We start from the raw sequence: 18,479 nt of genomic DNA, 5'->3' as shown, positions 1-18,479 counted from the left end.
CACGGAGCCCGGCCACACGGAAGATGACCGGCTCCCTTCGCCCTTAGCGCGTCTCCGCCAGCCGTTCGCCGCTGGCGGCATCAAACAGATGCAGGTTTTCGCGGCGGAGAGTCAGCCCCAGCGTCTGCTGCGCCGCGACCGCCACCCTGCCGGCAACCTGCACATGCACCGGAAAACCCTGCCAGTCGAGATGCAGCAGGGTGGATTCCCCCGTCACCTCCATGATGTTTACCGTTGCCAGCGCGCCATGCGCATCCGGCAGAATATCCTGCGGGCGCAGACCGACAATCAGCGGGGCATCGCCCTGCTGTGCCACGGCCTGATGCCAGCGTTCGGCCAGCGGAAACCACAGCTCGCCGCAGGCGACGCCGGGCTGGCCGTCGCGCACGGCGCGCTGACCGGGCAGGAGATTCATCGGCGGGGAGCCGATAAAGCGGGCGACGAAGGTATTGCAGGGCTGGTCGTAAATGGCCAGCGGCGCCCCCTGCTGGACGATCTGCCCGTCGCGCATCACCACAATCTGATCGGCCAGAGTCATCGCCTCCACCTGGTCATGGGTGACATAGATCATGGTGGTATTGATACGCTGGTGAAGGGATTTGATCTCCGCGCGCAGCTCCATCCGCAGCTGGGCGTCAAGGTTCGACAGCGGCTCATCGAACAGGAAAACCTGGGGGTTTCTGACCATGGCCCGGCCCATCGCCACCCGCTGGCGCTGGCCGCCGGAGAGCGCACGCGGATAGCGAGCCAGCAGTTTATCAATCCCCAGCAGGCTGGCGACCTGCTGCACTTTGCTTTTCTGTAACTGCTTATCCACCTTTTTGACCTGCATATGAAAGGCGAGATTTTCCGCCACCGTCAGGTGGGGGTAGAGCGCGTAGCTCTGAAAGACCATCGCCACATCGCGGTCGGCCGGATCCAGATCGTTGACCGGCCGCTTGTTCATCAGAATGGTGCCGCCGGAAAGCGTTTCGAGACCGGCCAGCAGGCGCAGCAGGGTCGACTTGCCGCAGCCGGAAGGGCCCACCAGCACGGTAAAGCTGCCGTCGGGGATGGTGAGGTCCAGCGGCTGGAGCACCGTCTGTTTGCCGTAGCGCTTGGCGACATCGATCAGTTCAACACTGGCCATCGGTGGCCTCCTCAAGGTGATGTTGCAGGGTATGCCAGTCGGGATAGCGGCGCGGGGAGGTGCCGATCGCCTGCGCGGCGACGGTATTTCCCCAGCGCAGCGCGGCCGCCGCAGGTTTGCCGCTCAGCAGTGCGGCAAGAAATCCTGCGTTAAAGCTGTCGCCAGCGCCGATGGTATCGATCACGGTGACTGGCCGGGTCGGCGCATGGTGATGGCCGTCGGTCGTCCAGCAGTCCGCGCCGTCGGCGCCGCGCTTCACCACGCACCCGCCGCGGCCGCTGAGCCGTGCCGCCAGGGCTGCGGCGGCTTCGGCGAGGGTCGGGTGGCCGGCCAGCTGCAGGGTTTCAACGTCGTTGAGCAACAGCCAGTCGCAGTCGCCCAGCCAGCGGTCGACCTCATGACGCAGCGGGTCGCTCCAGCCCTGAGGTGGCCAGCCGGTATCGACGGCAAGGGTAAACCCGCGCTGGCGGAGCGTGGCGAGCAGCTGCGGATAGTCGGACAGCAGCCCGGTACAGAGAAAGGTACCGCAGAGCAACACGATATCGCCCTCGCCAGCGGCGGCCGGCAGCTGGCTCAGCACATCCCCGGCGGTCAGGCGGGTAATATGTCCGTGGTTGCTGAGGAAGGAGCGCTCTTTGTTGGGATGGGTGATCGCCACCGTCAGCGAGGTTTCACAGGGATACTGCGGCCAGCGTGCGCTGCCGCCGGGAAACTGTGCCGCCAGCCACGGAGTAAACGCGTCGTCGCCCTGACAGCCGACCGCGCAGTGCGGAAGCTGCATGGCGGCGGCGGCCAGCGCGCAGTTACCGGCAGAGCCGCCGGGCCGCAGCGCGCTGTGCTCGAGCATCATCTCAGTCCCCTGGGCAGGCCAGTGGGTCAGGGTTCCCATCACTAAATCAATATTGTAATTGCCCACGATATAGAGCACAGGTGTCCTGGTGTTATCCATAGTTATCCTTTACTTCCTCCGTTGGTGAGGCCGCTGACCAGCGATTTTTGCAGCCAGATAGCAATCAACAGCGGAGGGACTGAAGCCAGTATGCCGACCGCCGCCACCAGCCCGTCATCGGTGGCGCGGCCAGCGGTGAAGCCGGCGATGGTCACCGGCAGCGTTTGGGCGGCGAGGTTGCTGGTGAACAGTAGCGCATAGAAAAACTCGTCCCACGCCAGCAGCCAGCCGAACAGCGCGGCGGCGCCAAGCATCGGTTTCGCCAGCGGCAGAGTGATACGCAGCAGGACCTGCCAGATGCGCAGACCGTCAAGCCGGGCCGCCTGCTCGATATCCTGCGGCAGGGTATCGAACTGGTTTTTGACCATCCACGTCAGAAACGGCACGATCAGCGAGCAGTAGACCAGCACCAGCCCGCTGCGGGTGTTGAGCAGGCCAAAGTGTTCAAGAATAAAATAGAGCGGCAGCACAAAGGCCACGGGCGGCACCATATAGATGCCGAGGCCGGCGTACAGCCAGCCGTCGCGGCCGGGATAGCGGGAAAAGCTGAAGGCGGCGGGGATCGCCAGCAACAGCGACACCAGCGTGGCGCCGGCGGCCACCAGCAGGCTGTTGCCCAGCGCGGGAAGAAACAGCGCCCCGGGTTCGCCAGGGGCCAGCGACAGCAGGTGGCCATAGCGGCTGAAGTCCCACTGCCGCGGGAGCCACTCCAGCGGGACGCGGGTGAGGTCCGCGGTGGTGCTGACGCTCATCAAAAACAGCCACAGCATCGGGGCGAGGATCGAGATCGCCACCGCCAGCGCCGCCAGGTAACGCAGTACGATGTACCCTTTACGCTTCATCATCAACACTCCGGCGCCGCTGACGCAGCAGCAAAAACAGATACAGGGCTATCAGCACGGCGCACATCAGGCTCATCAGCATGGCGTAGGCCGCGCCGCTGCCGGCGCGCAGGTAGCTGAAGGACTCCTGATAGACAAAAAAGCTCAACGTTTTGGTACTGTCGAGCGGGCCGCCGCGGGTCATCACATAGATAATGTCGAACACTTTGAAGGCATCGATGGTGCGTAACACCAGCGCGACGCCAAGGGGACCCACAATGGCCGGAAAGGTAATGGCGCGAAAACGCCGCCAGGCCGAGGCGCCGTCGAGCCGCGCCGCCTCGTACAGATCGTCGGGAACAGACTGCAGGGCGGCCAGCACCAGCAGGGTGACCAGCGGGTAGTTTTTCCAGATATCCGCCAGCATCACCGCGTGCAGCGCGGAATCCGGCGAGCCCAGCCAGCTGCGATAGCTGTCAATCAGCCCCAGCTGGCTGAGCAGAGCATTAACGCTGCCGTAGTCGGGATTAAAGTTAAGCCGCCACATCATGGCGTTGACGATAGTTGGCAACGCCCACGGCAGGATCACCAGCACCCGCAGGACATTTCGCCCGACAAAACGCTGATTCAACAACAGCGCCACCAGTACGCCGATCGCCCCCTCAATCGCCACCGAGACCACGGTGAAATAGAGCGTTCGCGCGAAGGCCGCACGAAAGTCCGGGTCGGTCAGGGCATAAAGATAATTATCCAGCCAGACGTAGTGGGTCGCCTCGCCGCTTCCCGCCAGCGCGGTATCGGTAAAACTCAGCCACAGCGTGCGCGCCAGCGGCCATGCGGTGAGGATAAACATCGCGATAAGCATGGGCGCTAACAGCACCCATGCCTGACGATGCTCGCGTCGTTGCAGACTCAGCATCATGCCTCCTTAACGCAGACGGGCCGCGCTGGTGTCGACCGCCTTGAGGGCGACGTCGGGCGTGGCTTTACCCTGCAGTACCGACTGAAGCTGCTGTTGCAGGGTATTTGACAGGCGCGAGTAATCTGCCGTTTCGGGACGAGAAAGCATCACGTTCAACGACTTGTCGGCGGCGGCGATCAGGCTCTCCTGGCCTTTGGCAACGGCAGGATCCTGGTACGAGGCTTTCCACACCGGCAAGCTCAGTTTGGCATACTTGTCCTGTACCGGCTGGGAGGTCAGATAGTGAATATACTGCCAGGCCTCTTCCGGATGCTGACTGGCTTTGGCGATGCCCAGCCCCATTGAACCGTTGACGGCGCCGGGTTTATCCGGGGTATCGCCTGGGGCGGGGACAATGCCCACATCACCTGCGACTTTACTCTGTTTCGGATCGTTGGCCATGTTGTACATATAGGTCCAGTTGAGCGCAAAGGCGGCGTCGCCATTGGAGAAAGCCTTACGCACATCCTCCTCAAGGTATTCACGTGAGGCCGGGTTGCTTAGCCCCTGATCGAGCGAGGTTTTCATCAGCGTGACCGCTTTCAGCGAGGCGGGCGTCGAAAAATCGAGCTTGCCGTTCTGGTAGAAGCTCCCGCCGAAGCCGGAGACGAGGGTGGTGTAATCGCAGACCAGCGCTTCCGCTTGCGACCAGCTCCAGACCAGAGGATATTTAACAATCCCTTTGTCCTTAAGCACTTTGGCGTCGTCCATCACCTGCTGCCAGCTGGCAGGCGGCGTTTTGATCCCCGCTTTGTCCAGCATGGCTTTGTTGTAGTACAGATATTTGGTGTCGAGGATCCACGGCATGCCGAGGGTTTTGCCTTGATACACCACGGTATTCATCGCCCCGGGGAAAATCTTCTCGCGCTCGTCGGCGGCAATCCGTGAGGAGACATCCTGCAGCAGATCGAAGCGGCTAAACTCCGCCGGCCAGATCGCGTCGAACAGCACCACATCGTAGCCGTTACCCCCCGCGCCGCGGGCGGCGACGATCTTGTCGTGCAGCGCTTCATAGGGGACGAATTCGAGGTTGACCTTCACGTCAGGGTGTTGCTTTTCGAAGTCACTGGTCATCGCGCGAATGTCGTTTTCGCTATAGGCCGCCTGGGTCATGAACAGGGCATTAATCTGGGTCGCTGCGCTGACGCTCCCGCTGATAACGAGCATCGCCAGCAGACAGGCGTTGACCCGTAGTGCGCTGTGGTATTTCATCTTTGCTCTCCGCTGTGCTGTACTGAAAGGGGTTATGATTTATTAAATCAATTTGATTGATTTAATCAGGGCGACAATATCGGCAACATCTCCCGAGTGGTCCCAGCACTAAGCGTAGCAAAGGGTATGCCATCGCGAAGGCTCGCCTGCGCGGGTCGTTGTCAGATCTGTGATGCCGGCTAAAATTTCACCAGTCCAGCCTGGAAGGGAAACGATGAAAACATCAGGTACAAACCTTGAACATGCCCGGGTCCATAACCGCCGGGTGATCATTGAGGCGGTGCGTTTACATGGCGAGCTGACCCGCGCCGAGCTGGCGCGGCTGACCGCGCTGACCCCGCAGACCGTGTCGAATATTGTGGCGGAGCTGGAGCAGATGGATCTCCTGACCAGCCACCAACCGCGGCGCGCCAGCGGCCGTGGACAGCCAGCGGTGCCGGTGAGCCTCAATCCCGCCAGCGCCTGGTCAATTGGCATCCATCTTGATCATCAGACGCTAATTGTGGTGCTGGTGGATCTGGCCGGCGAGGTCCATTTTCGCCGACTCATTCTGGTGCAAAAGCCCCAGCCTGGTGCGACCTTTGCCCGCCTCGCCGAGGTGCTGGATGAGATCCGTGCGCTGCCGACGCTGGACTGGTCGCGGGTGCTGGGGATGGGGGTCGTGATGCCGGGGCCCTTTGGCGTGGAAGGGATCTCGTCGACGGGACCCACGACGCTCAACGGCTGGGAAGGGGTCGATGTAGCGGCGGAGCTCGGGCGACTCAGCGGCCTGCCGGTGACTCTCGAAAACGACGCCACGGTGGCCGCCATTGGCGAACGCTTTCACGGCGTGGCGCGGCAGCTCAACTCTTTTGTCTATCTCTATATTGGCACCGGTCTGGGCGCCGGTATTTTTACCGATGGTCATGTGTATACCGGCCATGCCCATAACGCCGGTGAGGTCGGGCATATTGTGGTCGCGCCGAACGGTCGCCCTTGCTATTGCGGGAATGAGGGATGCCTTGAGCGCTATGTTTCGCTGCAGGCGGCCTATGAGTTTTGCGGCCTCGACCCCTATCGCGCGCTGCCGGAGGATCTGCTGTCGGTGGACGCTGCGCTTTTCGACCAGTGGATCACCAGCATCCTGGCGCCGTTGCGTCAGGCGATCAATTTGCTGGAGTGCGTCTTCGATGCCGAGACGGTGGTGGTGGGCGGTATGATGCCCGCCCCCTTGCTGGAGAAAGTGCTGGCGCGGCTGCCGCCGCTGTATCAGTCTGTGCGCGGGCGTTACCTGCCGGCGCAGCGTGTCAAAATGGGGATGACCGGCACCGATACCGCCGCGCTGGGCGCCGCTGCGCTGCCAATCTTTGATGAATTTAATCCGCAGTTTCAGGTGTTGATGAAAGCGGTGAATACAAACGCGCTTTTTGGCAAAGCTAAGTAAATTAAATACTTTGTTATTTAACGTGTTATCTCACATCTTCGGAGGGAATGAGGCAACACGGCAAGGTATCGGAAGTGACGGAAAAGAAGACGGCTGTCTATGTGGATGACCAACAGCGCATCCTGATCCGCCAGCTGGCGCGCAGCTGGCTGTGGCGCAGCGAGCTGCCGACATGGCTGCTGATTGTGACGGTTTACGGCGGCTGGTTTGCCTGCGTGGCGGGCTGGCGGACGCTGGGTTTGATGCCGGCCACGCTGCTGCTGATCTGGTTTACCACCTGGTATATGTCCTTACAGCACGAGCTTATCCATGGGCATCCCACCCGGCTGGCATGGTTTAACCAGCTGTTGGGGACGCTGCCGCTGGCGGTCTGGTATCCCTACGGCATCTACCGCGACAGCCACCTGGCGCACCATCGCAACCATCTGCTGACGCACCCCGAGGACGACCCTGAATCGTACTATGTGACGGCGGAAAGCTGGCAGCGCTTCTCTGCCTGGCAGCGCCGCCTTATCCACCTGCGCAACACCTTCTGGGGGCGTCTGCTGCTGGCGCCGCTGATGGATATTATTCACACCCTGAACAGCGCGCTGCGGGCTTTCCGCGAGGGTGACCGCCGCGCTATCGCCATGTGGAGTCTGCATCTGTTGCTGCTGACGGGCCTGCTGACCTGGATGGCGGCGCAGGGTTTTTCCCCACTGTGGTTTGTGCTGGCGGTGAGCTACCCGGCGCTGGCCCTGACCAAAGTGCGCTCTTTTCTCGAACACCGCGCCGCGGATGACCCGCTGGCCCGCTCGGTGATCAACGAGGCCGGGCTCCCCTGGCGGGTGCTGTTCCTCAATCTCAATTACCATGCGGTGCATCATGACCTGCCCGGCGTCCCCTGGTACGGTTTACGTCGGCTGTATCTGCATCGCCAGGCGGCTTATCTGCAGCGTAATCAGGGGTTCCTGGTGCGTGGGTACGGTGAGTGGCGACGCCATTTTGGCCGCCGGGCGGTGGCGGTGAACGCCCATCCGGGCTTTGGCGAGCAGGCGCAAGCGGGAGGAGAACATGGCTGAACGCATGACCTTTCCGATGTATGCCATCCACCGTCAACAGACTCAGGCCCTGTGGCAGGCGGTGCAGTCGCTGCTGGCCGAACGCGGCGTGACGGTGACGGGAGACCCTCCGGCGGCTGACCCCGAGGATCTGCTGGACCACTGGCGCCAGCCGACGCTGTTGCTGAGCCAGACCTGCGGCTACCCGCTGGTGACCCAGCTGCCGGAGGTGCAGACGGTGGGCTGTTTCCACTACGCCGCGCCCGGTTGTGAAGGGCGCCGCTACCGCAGCCTGTTGGTGGTCCGCGAAGCGGATAGTCACCGGATGCTGGGGGACTTTTTTGGCCGTCGGGCCGTGTGCAATGCCGAGCACTCGCAGTCCGGCTACAACGTGCTGCGTAAGATGGTCGCGCCGCTCTCCCGGGAGGGGCGATTTTTTTCGGCGGTGGTGTTCAGCGGCAGCCATCGGCAGTCGCTGCGCGAGCTGCAGCAGGAAAACGCCGATATCGCCGCCATCGACTGCGTGACCTACGCGCTACTGCAGCGCCATCAGCCGCAGGCCCTGGCAGGCCTGGTGGCGATCGGCTGGAGCCCGGCCGCGCCAGGGCTGCCGCTGATCACCGCTGGCGCCACCCCGGCGGCGACGCTGAATAGCCTGCGCGAGGCGCTCCAGCAGTTGGTGAGCGATGCGCGCTATCGTCCCCAGTGCGACGCCTTACTGATCTGCGGCTACAGCGATATGCCGCGGGAGGCCTATGCGCCGCTGCTGGCGTGGCGGGATGAGGCCGCGGCGCTGGGAGTCAGCCAGCTATAGGTAAAATGCCCCGGCCAGCGATCTGTGCCGGGGCGGGCCTCGTCGGGCTACGGCGCGGTGAAGCGGTTTTCCACCGCGGGCAGACCGAGCTTTTCACGCAGGGTGCCGGGTGGATAGCGATCGCGCATGACGCCGTTACGCTGCAGAATCGGCACCACCTGGTCAACAAAGCGGTCAAAGTCTCCCGGCAGCAGCGGGAACATCAGGTTGAACCCATCGGCGGCGCCCGCCTGCCAGGTCTCTGTTAAGGTGGCGGCAATCTCCTCGGCACTGCCCAGCAGCAGCCAGCTATCGGAACTCTGTAATAACAATTTCCCCAACTCCAGCAGGGTGAGCCGCGGATCGTACTGGCGGATAAGCTTCAGCGCCGTGCGGATGCCATCAAAGCTCTCTTCATCGGGGAGCGGCGGCAGGGGTTGGTCCCGTGGCAGGGTGCTGAGATCCATCCGAAGATAAGAGGAGAGCAGGTCGATAGCCATCTGGTCGCTCATCAGCTGCTCGTTAAGCTGCTGGCGGGCCGCCTTTTCCTCGCTGGAATTCACCACCACCGGCAGGACCCCGGCGATAATTTTGAAATGGGCCGGATCGCGCCCGTTCTGACGCAGTCGCTGGTTCATCTCTTCGCGATAGGCCAGCCCTTCGGCGATCGAGTGAATAAACACGAAGTGCATATCAGACCAGGCGGCGGCCAGCGCTTTTCCCGCCTCTGAAGAGCCGGCCTGCACCAGCAGCGGATGGCCCTGCGGCGGGCGAGGGACGTTGAGCGGGCCGCGCACGCGAAAGTACTCGCCCTGATAGTCGAGGTGATGCACCTTGCCGGCATCGGCGAATAATCCGTGCGCTTTATTGAAGATCGCCGCGCCATCTTCCCAGGAATCCCACAGGCGAGTGACCACGTCGATGAATTCATTGGCCCGCTGGTAGCGGGTGCCGTGGCGGGGAAGCTGCTCCAGACCGAAGTTTGCGGCCTCTTCTTCCAGCCACGACGTCACCACATTCCAGCTGGCCCGGCCATTGCTGAGGAAATCCAGCGAGGCAAAGTAGCGCGCCAGGTTATAGGGTTCGTTATAGGAGGTCGACGCGGTGGCCATCAGACCGATATGCTCCGTCACCGCGGCGAGGGCGGAGAGCAGCGTCAGGGGTTCAAGCCGGGCGTTGGCATAGTGGGTCAGGCCGCTGGGCACCGTATCCCACACCGCGATATGGTCGGCGACAAAGATAGCGTCGAGGGTCGCCGCTTCGGCCTTGCGCGCCAGACTGGCGTAATAGTTGAGGGTAAATATTTCCGCTTCTGGTGCGTCAGGGTGACGCCAGGAGAAACGGTAATCCCCCTGCGGGTTATAAAAGAACAGGTTCAGGATCATGTGTCGGGTAGACATAGCGTGGACTCGCGGCTGAACGCCATCCGTGGCGGGGTGACGGTCAGTGTTGGGTGAGGTTGGCATTAACCCATTGCTCGGCGACGGCTGCCGGATCTTTATGCTGGAGATCCACCTGCTGGTTGAGGGCAATCAGCGTGGCATTGTCCAGCTTGCCGGACACCTCATTGAGCACGGCGCTGATCTCCGGCGTCAGGCTGGCTTTGCGCACCAGCGGCACCACGTTCTGACTCGGTTGCTCATGTTTATCATCTTCCAGAACCACCCATTTCTCCTTCGCCAGGTTGCCCTGGGTGGAGACGACCGTCGCGACGTCGATTTTGCCCGAATTGAGCGCCAGCCGGGTCAGCGGCCCGCCCATGTCCAGCGATTTCACCGCTTTGAACTCAAGACCATAGACGCGCTTCAGCCCCGGCAGGCCCAGGGCGCGTACCGCCAGCTCCGGTGGTCCGCCGATCACCAGCTGCGGGGCGACGGGCTTCAGGTCGGAGAGGGTGCGCAGATGGTATTTCTCCGCGGTCTCGGCACGTACCGCCCAGGCGGTGATCGAGGTGGCCGGGGCCGGGGTCAACAGCGTGAAATCGGCGGGCAGGGCCTGGGCCAGCTCAGCGCTAACGGCCTGCTGGCTGGTGGCCTCGGTCTTGCCGTTATAGAAATTGAGCAGAGCGCCAAGATATTCCGGGACGATATCGATCTCACCGCTCTGCAGCGCCGGAATAATAATTTCCCGGTTGCCAAGGTTGAGACGGGTGTTGGCCTCGATATGGTTTTTCTTTAACGCGCTGGCGTAGATGTTGGCGAGAATGGAGCTTTCGGTAAAGTTGGCCCCGCCCACCGTGACGCTGGCGGCAAGGCTGCTAACGCTCAGGCTGAATAGCCCGGCAGCCAGCAGCGAGAGACGAAATCGACGGGCGGTGACGGCCTTGCCAAATAATTGCTTCATAATACCTCTTTTATTTTCAGGTTAATCAGCCCCAGGCGCTGGGGTCATGTCAGTTTCACGCTAATAAGGCGCGGCAATACGGCGGTGAACCAGGCGGCCGGCGCAGCGGGCGAAAAGCAGTTCACCGCCTATCGCCAGCAGGGAAACCACCAGCGAGCCGCCGATCACCTGCGGGATATCCCGCTGCCCGAGACCGTCAATCAGAAATCGTCCCAGCCCACCCAGACCGGCATAGGCCGCGACCACCGCCGTGGCGATAAGCTGAACCAGCGCCGTGCGCACACCGGCGAGGATCAGCGGCACCGCCAGCGGGATCCTCACCTGCCACAGGCTTTGCCAGGGGGTCATGCCCAGCGCGATGGCCGCATCGCACAGCGGGCGGTCGGCGTGATAAATCCCTACCCAGGTGTTAGTGAGGATGGGTGGAATCGAGAGCGCGATAAGCGCCGCCAGCACCGGGATATCGTTAAAGCCAAAAACAATGATGCATAATAAAATCAGCCCTAACGAGGGGATGGCGCGGCCAAGATTAAACAGGTTAATCACCACGAAGGCGCCTTTGCGCCAGTAGCCCAGCGCGATGCCGAGCGGCAGGGCAATGGCGCAGGCCACGGCCATACTGACCAGCACGTAATAAAGGTGTTGGCCGAGGCGCAGCAAGATGCCCTCGTCGCCCAGCCAGTGCTCCGGTTGGGTTAGCCAGTGAAAGGTGGCGAGAAGCAGCGTCATCATTCGGTCCACGGCGTTAGCCAGTCGCCAAGACGGGCAATCAGCCCGTCAAAGACCAGCGACAGGAGCAGGCTCAGGACCAGGCTAACGACAATCGGCGTCAGAAAGTCCTGATTAAAACCCGCCAGCAGCAGCTGCCCCAGCCCGCCCTGGCCGATCAGCGCAGTGACGGTGACCAGGCCGACCAGTGTCACCGAGGCAATGCGCAACCCGGCAAACAGAGAGGGCAGCAGCAGCCACAGCTCGATATCGAAGAAGCGGAACCCGCGGGTGTAGCCGAGCGCCCGCGCGGACTCCAGTGCCGCCTGCGGCAGCTTCTCCATGCCAGCCAGCACGTTGCGCAGCAGGATCAGCAGGGAGTACAGCGTCAGGCCAATCAGCGAGGTGGTCAGCGACAGCCCGGTAAACGGCAGCAATAAAATAAACAGCGCCAGCGAGGGAATGGTAAAGAGCACACCGCACAGGGTGATGAGCGGCTGCGCCGTCGCGGGCCAGCGTAAGGTCACCGCTAACAGGCCGCCGGTGAGCAGGGAGCCGAAAAGCAGGGCCAGCAGGACCATCCGCGCATGCTGCCAGAGCAGATCGCCGATCATCGCGTGGTTATCGATAACCCAACCCCAGTCAATCATGAGATCGCACCCCCACCGCGCCGTCGAGCACCTGCTGCAGCAGGGTGTGGGATACCGCCCCCTGGTATTGTCCTTCGTCATCCACATGCACCAGCACGCCGGTCGCCACGTCGAGCAGCGCGCTGTAGGCAAAACGCAGGCTGTGGCTGCTGGCGAGCGGGCGCTCCACCGGCAGGGTGAGGCCCCGCTGCGGATCAAACCAGTGCAGCGGGCGTCGCTGGCGGTCAAGCACCAGACGCAACGGGCTGGCCAGCGGTGGATGGGCGCTGGCGATCGGTGTCAGCGCTTCGTCGAGCAGGGGGACATCGTGACGCGGCAACTGGCCGACCTGTATCATGCCCAGCCGCTTCAGATTGGGTTCCGGGCCGATAAAGCGGCGCACGAACTCGCTCGCCGGGTGGGCCAGAATACGGTCGGGGGTATCAAACTGCGCCAGCACGCCGCCTTCCTGGAAAATGGCGATTTTATCGCCGAGGCGGATCGCTTCATTGATGTCGTGGGTCACTAATACAATGGTTTTCTGCAGCCGCTGCTGCAGGAGCAAGAGCTCATCCTGGAGGCGTTCGCGGACCACCGGGTCGATGGCGGCGAAAGGCTCATCCATCAGTAAAATGGGCGGATCGGCGGCGATAGCACGGGCGATGGCCACACGCCCCTGCTGGCCGCCGGAGAGCTGATGCGGATAGCGGTGCAGCAGATGGCTATCGAGCGACATCAGCGCCACCAGTTCGTCAATCCGCGCGCGGATCCGCGCTTTGCTCCAGCCCGCCAGCCGCGGCACGGTAGCGATATTTTGCGCCACGGTACGATGGGGAAAGAGCGCAGCGCTTTGCATCACGAAGCCGATCTGGCGGCGGATCTGGATAATATCAGCGTCAGCGAGACGGACGCCCTGAATATAGACGTCGCCGCTGTCGGGAATATCCAGCTGGTTAATCATCCGCAGGATAGTCGTTTTTCCGCAGCCGCTCGGGCCGACGAAGGTGCAGAATTCGCCATGATCAATATCCAGACTGAGGTCGCGAATGGCCGGCTGGGCGCTGCCTGGATAGGTTTTAAAAAGATGCGCTAATTTTATCATGGCGGAATTTAACACTCTGAATAATAAAGTTCTGACCCGGATAAAGTGGCGCCGGGATCCTGGCTCAAACTACAGAGCACCTGCGGGGAGGGCAAATACGTTATTTGCATTTGCATAGTGAAAAGCTGGTTAATCAGTTGCTATGGAAGAGAGGCCAGGCCGTTGTTTTATGGATTTGTGATCGGCAACACAAATGACTCTCCATTGGCCGCCGTAAAAGATAAATTACCAGGGTTGATTTTAATCAAAGTATGACCGACTGTGAGATGGCGGAAAAAGCAGCGCCGTCCGCCGCACAAGAAAAACAAGATTGTGAATTTAATGTTTCTTTGGTGTAAATAATGACCGCGCATTTTCCCCAACCGCCGGGGATAAAATGTGATGCCCAACCGGCTTGTCGTTAAATAACTGCGTTTATTACGTCTGCTTTTTATTGTTTACAGCATTAATTTAATTTTTTGATTTCCCACCAGCCTGACAGTGATGGTCGAATAGCGTACAAAAGGCGTATTTTTTATCGCCATTTTAGCGGCGCTGTTATCGCCATCAATTATTTTTATCCCCGCATTCGCGCCCGCCGGAAGTCGCATAAAGAACACTCATTTTTATTATAACTTAATGATTTTAATGTTTTTATTTTTGCTGACGAAGTCTGGCTATCCGCCGCGGCGGAGCCTTTGTGAGAGCTCTCACATAACCCGGCAATCGCGATTTGTTACACTTTCCGCCGTCAACAAAGGAATGAAAGTGAGACGCGATGAATACTTTTTCTCTGCCTAAAACACAGCATCTGGTGGTTTTCCAGGAAGTGATCCGCAGTGGGTCAATCGGGGCCGGAGCAAAAGCGTTAGGACTCACTCAGCCAGCGGTCAGTAAAATCATTGGCGACATGGAAAGTTATTTTGGCAGCGAATTAATCGTCCGGCGAAATACCGGCGTTTCGCTCACCGAGGCCGGGCAGGTATTTCTCAATTGGTCAGAAGCGATCACCCGTGAAATGAAAAATATGGTCAATGAAATGAATGCTCTGACCAACAGCGCGGTGGTGGATGTCTCCTTTGGTTTCCCTTCGCTGGTCGGGTTTACCTTTATGTCGGAGATGGTGCATCAGTTTAAAATGACCTTCCCGAAGGCGCGGGTCTCAATGTATGAAGCGCAGCTCTCCGCTTTTTTACCGGCGATCCGCGACGGGCGTCTCGACTTCGCCATCGGGACGCTGAGCGATGAGATGAAACTGCAGGACCTGCACGTCGAGCCGCTGTTTGAATCTGAGTTTGTGCTGGTGGCGAACCGGGCGCGGATCGGCAACGGCACCGTCCGCCTGGCCTCGCTCCAGCATGAGCAGTGGGTGCTGCCGGAGACCAATATGGGCTATTACAGCGAACTGCTGACCACCCTGCAGCGCAGCGGCATCCGCCGCGAAAATATCGTCAATACCGATTCGGTGGTGACAATCTATAACCTGGTACTCAATGCCGATTTTCTGACGGTGATCCCCTGCGACATGACCACGCCGTTCGGCTCGAGCCAGTTTGTCACCATCCCCATTAAAGAGGCCTTGCCGGTAGCGCGCTATGCGGCGGTATGGTCGAAGAATTACCGGCTTAAAACCGCGGCGGCGTCGCTGGTGGAGATGGCGAAACAGTATTCTTCGGGGCAGGGCAACCGCCACTGGCAGCCAATAGAAATTGCCTGACTGATATTGATTAAATAACCCAACACACTTCCTCGCTGTTATCAGCAGGATGACGCCCGGTCATTGACTTTATATTAAGATACAGAGGCTATCATGCATATTACCTACGATCTTCCGGTATCCATTGACGATATTCTCGAGGCGAAGCAACGCCTGGCGGGAAAAATATATAAAACGGGCATGCCCCGCTCCAATTATTTTAGTGAACGCTGCCAGGGGGAAATATTCCTTAAATTCGAAAATATGCAGCGCACGGGCTCATTTAAAATTCGCGGCGCGTTTAATAAGCTCTGCGGTTTAACCGCGGCGGAAAAACGCAAAGGGGTGGTGGCCTGTTCGGCGGGCAACCATGCGCAGGGGGTCTCGCTCTCCTGCGCCATGCTCGGCATTGACGGGAAAGTGGTGATGCCGAAAGGGGCGCCGAAATCGAAAGTCGCCGCCACCTGCGATTATTCGGCAGAGGTAGTCCTGCATGGCGATAACTTTAACGATACCCTCGCCAAAGCCAGCGATATTGTTGAACTTGAGGGCCGTATTTTTATTCCCCCCTATGACGACCCGCAGGTTATTGCCGGGCAGGGAACGATTGGTCTCGAAATATTAGAAGATCTGTATGACGTGGATAATGTCATCGTGCCGATTGGCGGCGGGGGATTAATTGCCGGCATCGCGATTGCGATTAAATCCATTAACCCGACGATCCGCATTATTGGCGTGCAGTCAGAAAATGTTCACGGGATGGCCGCCTCCTGGTATGCCGGGGAGATCACCAGCCATCGCCACGCCGGCACCTTAGCCGATGGTTGCGATGTCGCCCGGCCAGGGAAACTGACTTATGAAATCGCCCGCCAGCTGGTGGATGACATCGTCCTGGTCAGTGAGGACGACATTCGCCAGAGCATGGTCGCCTTAATTCAGCGCAATAAAGTGATCACCGAAGGGGCCGGGGCGTTGGCCTGCGCCGCGTTATTAAGCGGCAAACTAGACAGCTATATCCAGAACCGCAAAACGGTCAGCCTGATTTCCGGGGGCAATATCGATCTCTCGCGGGTATCGCAAATTACGGGTTTTGTTGACGCTTAATTCAATACATAAGTGAGGACAGGATATGAGTACGACTGAGAGCATTGCATCCAGCCAGACAAGCCTTTCGTCCTGGCGTAAATCTGACACCACCTGGACCCTGGGCCTGTTTGGCACCGCTATCGGCGCCGGGGTGCTGTTTTTCCCTATTCGCGCTGGCTTCGGCGGGCTGATCCCGATCCTGGTGATGCTGGTGCTGGCCTATCCCATCGCCTTTTATTGCCATCGGGCGCTGGCCCGGCTATGCCTGTCGGGGGCTAACCCCTCCGGCAATATCACCGAAACGGTGGAAGAGCATTTTGGCAAAACCGGCGGGGTGGTGATCACCTTTCTGTACTTCTTCGCCATTTGCCCGCTGCTGTGGATTTATGGCGTCACGATCACCAATACCTTTATGACCTTCTGGGAGAACCAGCTGCAGATGCCGGCTCTCAACCGCGGGGTGGTGGCGCTGCTCCTGCTGCTGCTGATGGCGTTTGTCATCTGGTTTGGTAAAGACCTGATGGTCAAGGTGATGAGCTATCTGGTGTGGCCGTTTATTGCCAGCCTGGTGGTGATCTCCCTGTCCCTGATCCCTTACTGGAATAGCGCGGTGATTGAGCAGGTCAACCTCAGCGATATCGCCTTAACCGGTCACGACGGCATTCTGGTGACGGTATGGCTGGGCATCTCCATCATGGTCTTCTCCTTTAACTTCTCGCCAATCGTCTCCTCGTTTGTGGTCTCCAAACGCGAAGAGTATGAAGCGCAGTTTGGCCGGGAGTATACCGAACGCAAATGCTCACAGATCATCTCCCGGGCCAGCATGCTGATGGTGGCGGTGGTGATGTTCTTCGCCTTCAGTTGCCTGTTTACCCTCTCGCCGCAGAACATGGCGGACGCCAAGGCGCAGAATATCCCGGTACTCTCCTATCTGGCGAACCACTTTGCCTCGATGTCGGGCACCAAATCCTCGTTTGCCACCCTGCTGGAGTATGGCGCGTCGATCATCGCCCTGGTGGCCATCTTCAAATCGTTCTTCGGCCACTATCTCGGCACCCTTGAAGGGCTGAACGGTCTGATCCTGCGCTTCGGCTATAAAGGGGATAAAACCCGGGTCTCCAGCGGCAAGCTCAATACCCTGAGCATGGTGTTCATCATGGGCTCGACCTGGGTGGTGGCGTATGCCAACCCTAATATCCTCGACCTGATTGAGGCCATGGGCGCGCCAATTATCGCCTCGCTGCTGTGCCTGCTGCCGATGTACGCCATTCGTAAAGCGCCTTCGCTGGCCAAATACCGTGGCCGTCTCGATAACCTCTTTGTGACCGCCATTGGTCTGCTGACCATCCTCAACATCGTTTACAAACTGTTCTAATCCGGCTCAGGCCACGCGGAGTACAACATGACTGAATTTCCGGTAGTACTGGTGATCAACTGCGGCTCGTCGTCGATCAAATTTTCCGTACTGGACGCCGTCAGCTGCGACTGCCTGCTGAACGGCGTGGCCGAGGGCATCAACGCGGAACGGGCGTTTCTCTCGCTCAACGGCGGCGAGCCGGTGGCGCTGGCGCAGCGCGGCTATGAAGGCGCCCTGCAGGCGATTGCCGGGGCATTAGCCCAACGCGACCTCATCGACAGCGTGGCCCTGATTGGCCACCGCGTTGCCCACGGCGGCGACCTCTTCACCGAGTCGGTCATTATTAGCGAGGAGGTTATCAATAACATTCGCCAGGTATCGTCCCTGGCCCCGCTGCATAACTACGCCAGTCTCAGCGGCATCGCCTCGGCGCAGCGGCTGTTCCCGCAAGTGATGCAGGTGGCGGTCTTTGATACCAGCTTTCACCAGACCCTGGCCCCGGAAGCTTTTCTCTATGGTCTGCCGTGGGAGTATTACCAGAACCTCGGGGTACGCCGCTACGGTTTCCACGGTACCTCGCACCGCTATGTGTCCCGGCGCGCCCTGGCGCTGCTCGGGTTGCCGGAGCAGGAGAGCGGCCTGGTGATCGCCCACCTGGGCAATGGCGCCTCGATCTGCGCGGTGCGCAACGGCCGCAGCGTGGACACCTCGATGGGGATGACGCCGCTGGAGGGGCTGATGATGGGCACCCGCAGCGGCGATGTCGACTTCGGCGCCATGGCGTGGATTGCCGGGGAAACCCGGCAGACCCTCAGCGACCTGGAGCGGGTGGCCAACACCGCCTCCGGCCTGCTGGGGATCTCCGGCCTTTCCTCCGACCTGCGGGTGCTGGAGCAGGCGTGGCATGAGGGCCATGCCCGCGCCCGCCTGGCGATTAAAACCTTTGTCCATCGCATCGCCCGTCATATTGCCGGTCACGCCGCGGCGCTGCAGCGTCTCGACGGCATTATTTTCACCGGCGGGATTGGCGAGAACTCGGTGCTGATCCGTCGGCTGGTGAGCGAGCGGCTGGCGGTCTTTGGTCTTGAGATGGACGTCGCCCGCAACCAACAGCCTAATTCGGTCGGCGAACGCCTGATCTCCGCCGACGCCAGCCGGGTGCGCTGCGCGGTTATTCCTACCAATGAAGAGCGCATGATTGCCCTCGATGCGATCCGCTTAGGGCGGATCCACACGGCGGCGCTGGCCTGA

At 60.3% G+C, this 18,479-nt stretch carries 18 protein-coding genes; 7 read left to right on the top strand and 11 right to left on the bottom strand.

Features of this window, described 5'->3' with window-relative positions:
• Positions 1-43: 43 nt before the first annotated feature.
• The 5 genes from CWM58_RS14150 to CWM58_RS14130 are packed head-to-tail and all read right to left on the bottom strand — an operon-like array spanning position 44 to position 5,072.
• Positions 44-1,129: an ABC transporter ATP-binding protein gene (locus CWM58_RS14150; RefSeq protein WP_061154156.1), complete on the bottom strand. Its 1,086-nt coding sequence runs from the start codon at positions 1,127-1,129 to the stop codon at positions 44-46.
• A complete protein-coding gene (locus CWM58_RS14145) occupies positions 1,116-2,078 on the bottom strand; it encodes a carbohydrate kinase family protein (protein ID WP_012541288.1) in 963 nt (320 codons plus the stop codon). The genes CWM58_RS14150 and CWM58_RS14145 overlap by 14 nt, the downstream gene beginning before the upstream one ends.
• A 2-nt stretch (positions 2,079-2,080) precedes the next feature.
• On the bottom strand, positions 2,081-2,920 hold the full coding sequence (locus tag CWM58_RS14140; protein ID WP_008804323.1) for a carbohydrate ABC transporter permease: 840 nt from the start codon (positions 2,918-2,920) through the stop codon (positions 2,081-2,083).
• Positions 2,910-3,818, bottom strand: coding sequence for a carbohydrate ABC transporter permease (locus CWM58_RS14135; protein ID WP_012541290.1), 909 nt, complete (start codon positions 3,816-3,818; stop codon positions 2,910-2,912). Before CWM58_RS14135 ends, CWM58_RS14140 begins: the two co-directional genes overlap by 11 nt.
• A gap of 9 nt (positions 3,819-3,827) precedes the next feature.
• Positions 3,828-5,072 (bottom strand): extracellular solute-binding protein, encoded by a 1,245-nt coding sequence (locus CWM58_RS14130; protein ID WP_008804325.1) that lies wholly within the window; start codon positions 5,070-5,072, stop codon positions 3,828-3,830.
• A 214-nt stretch (positions 5,073-5,286) separates the two neighbouring features.
• On the opposite strand from CWM58_RS14130, the gene CWM58_RS14125 reads away from it, so the two are divergent.
• The 3 genes from CWM58_RS14125 (at position 5,287) to CWM58_RS14115 (ending at position 8,349) form a co-directional block, all read left to right on the top strand.
• Positions 5,287-6,495, top strand: coding sequence for an ROK family transcriptional regulator (locus CWM58_RS14125; protein ID WP_032733255.1), 1,209 nt, complete (start codon positions 5,287-5,289; stop codon positions 6,493-6,495).
• A 74-nt stretch (positions 6,496-6,569) separates the two neighbouring features.
• Complete coding sequence (locus CWM58_RS14120; RefSeq protein WP_165785793.1) at positions 6,570-7,556, top strand: fatty acid desaturase; 987 nt, start codon at positions 6,570-6,572, stop codon at positions 7,554-7,556.
• Positions 7,549-8,349 (top strand): phosphate/phosphite/phosphonate ABC transporter substrate-binding protein, encoded by an 801-nt coding sequence (locus CWM58_RS14115; protein ID WP_100681147.1) that lies wholly within the window; start codon positions 7,549-7,551, stop codon positions 8,347-8,349. The genes CWM58_RS14120 and CWM58_RS14115 overlap by 8 nt, the downstream gene beginning before the upstream one ends.
• Before the next feature lie 47 nt (positions 8,350-8,396).
• On the opposite strand, the gene CWM58_RS14110 is transcribed toward CWM58_RS14115, so the two are convergent.
• The 6 genes from CWM58_RS14110 to CWM58_RS28610 all read right to left on the bottom strand — a co-directional run bounded on the left by CWM58_RS14110 (position 8,397) and on the right by CWM58_RS28610 (position 13,700).
• Complete coding sequence (locus tag CWM58_RS14110; protein ID WP_227520713.1) at positions 8,397-9,713, bottom strand: NtaA/DmoA family FMN-dependent monooxygenase; 1,317 nt, start codon at positions 9,711-9,713, stop codon at positions 8,397-8,399.
• 58 nt (positions 9,714-9,771) lie between these two features.
• Entirely contained in the window at positions 9,772-10,671 is a 900-nt protein-coding gene (locus CWM58_RS14105) for an ABC transporter substrate-binding protein (protein WP_061154160.1), read from the bottom strand.
• A 60-nt stretch (positions 10,672-10,731) separates the two neighbouring features.
• On the bottom strand, positions 10,732-11,400 hold the full coding sequence (locus CWM58_RS14100; protein ID WP_100681145.1) for an ABC transporter permease: 669 nt from the start codon (positions 11,398-11,400) through the stop codon (positions 10,732-10,734).
• Positions 11,400-12,029 (bottom strand): ABC transporter permease, encoded by a 630-nt coding sequence (locus CWM58_RS14095; protein WP_100681144.1) that lies wholly within the window; start codon positions 12,027-12,029, stop codon positions 11,400-11,402. The genes CWM58_RS14100 and CWM58_RS14095 overlap by 1 nt, the downstream gene beginning before the upstream one ends.
• Complete coding sequence (locus CWM58_RS14090) at positions 12,022-13,110, bottom strand: ABC transporter ATP-binding protein (RefSeq protein WP_100675406.1); 1,089 nt, start codon at positions 13,108-13,110, stop codon at positions 12,022-12,024. Before CWM58_RS14090 ends, CWM58_RS14095 begins: the two co-directional genes overlap by 8 nt.
• A gap of 437 nt (positions 13,111-13,547) precedes the next feature.
• Positions 13,548-13,700 carry a hypothetical protein gene (locus CWM58_RS28610; protein WP_165785792.1) on the bottom strand — a complete coding sequence of 51 codons (153 nt, stop codon included), beginning with the start codon at positions 13,698-13,700 and terminating at the stop codon, positions 13,548-13,550.
• Between the two features lie 167 nt (positions 13,701-13,867).
• Between CWM58_RS28610 and tdcA the strand changes: the two genes are divergently transcribed.
• From tdcA to tdcD, 4 genes are all read left to right on the top strand, one after another.
• Entirely contained in the window at positions 13,868-14,806 is a 939-nt protein-coding gene (tdcA, locus tag CWM58_RS14080) for a transcriptional regulator TdcA (protein ID WP_044612909.1), read from the top strand.
• Positions 14,807-14,899: 93 nt separating this feature from the next.
• Positions 14,900-15,889 (top strand): bifunctional threonine ammonia-lyase/L-serine ammonia-lyase TdcB, encoded by a 990-nt coding sequence (gene tdcB, locus CWM58_RS14075; RefSeq protein ID WP_002910762.1) that lies wholly within the window; start codon positions 14,900-14,902, stop codon positions 15,887-15,889.
• A gap of 25 nt (positions 15,890-15,914) precedes the next feature.
• Positions 15,915-17,246: a threonine/serine transporter TdcC gene (gene tdcC / locus CWM58_RS14070; protein WP_100681143.1), complete on the top strand. Its 1,332-nt coding sequence runs from the start codon at positions 15,915-15,917 to the stop codon at positions 17,244-17,246.
• Positions 17,247-17,273: 27 nt separating this feature from the next.
• Entirely contained in the window at positions 17,274-18,479 is a 1,206-nt protein-coding gene (tdcD, locus tag CWM58_RS14065) for a propionate kinase (RefSeq protein WP_100681142.1), read from the top strand.

The sequence above is a fragment of the Klebsiella sp. H-Nf2 genome (assembly GCF_002806645.1).
In the GTDB taxonomy this organism is placed as follows: domain Bacteria; phylum Pseudomonadota; class Gammaproteobacteria; order Enterobacterales; family Enterobacteriaceae; genus Klebsiella; species Klebsiella variicola.
Note: the sequence above shows the minus strand (reverse complement) of the source record. Positions and strands in the feature narration are given on the sequence as shown.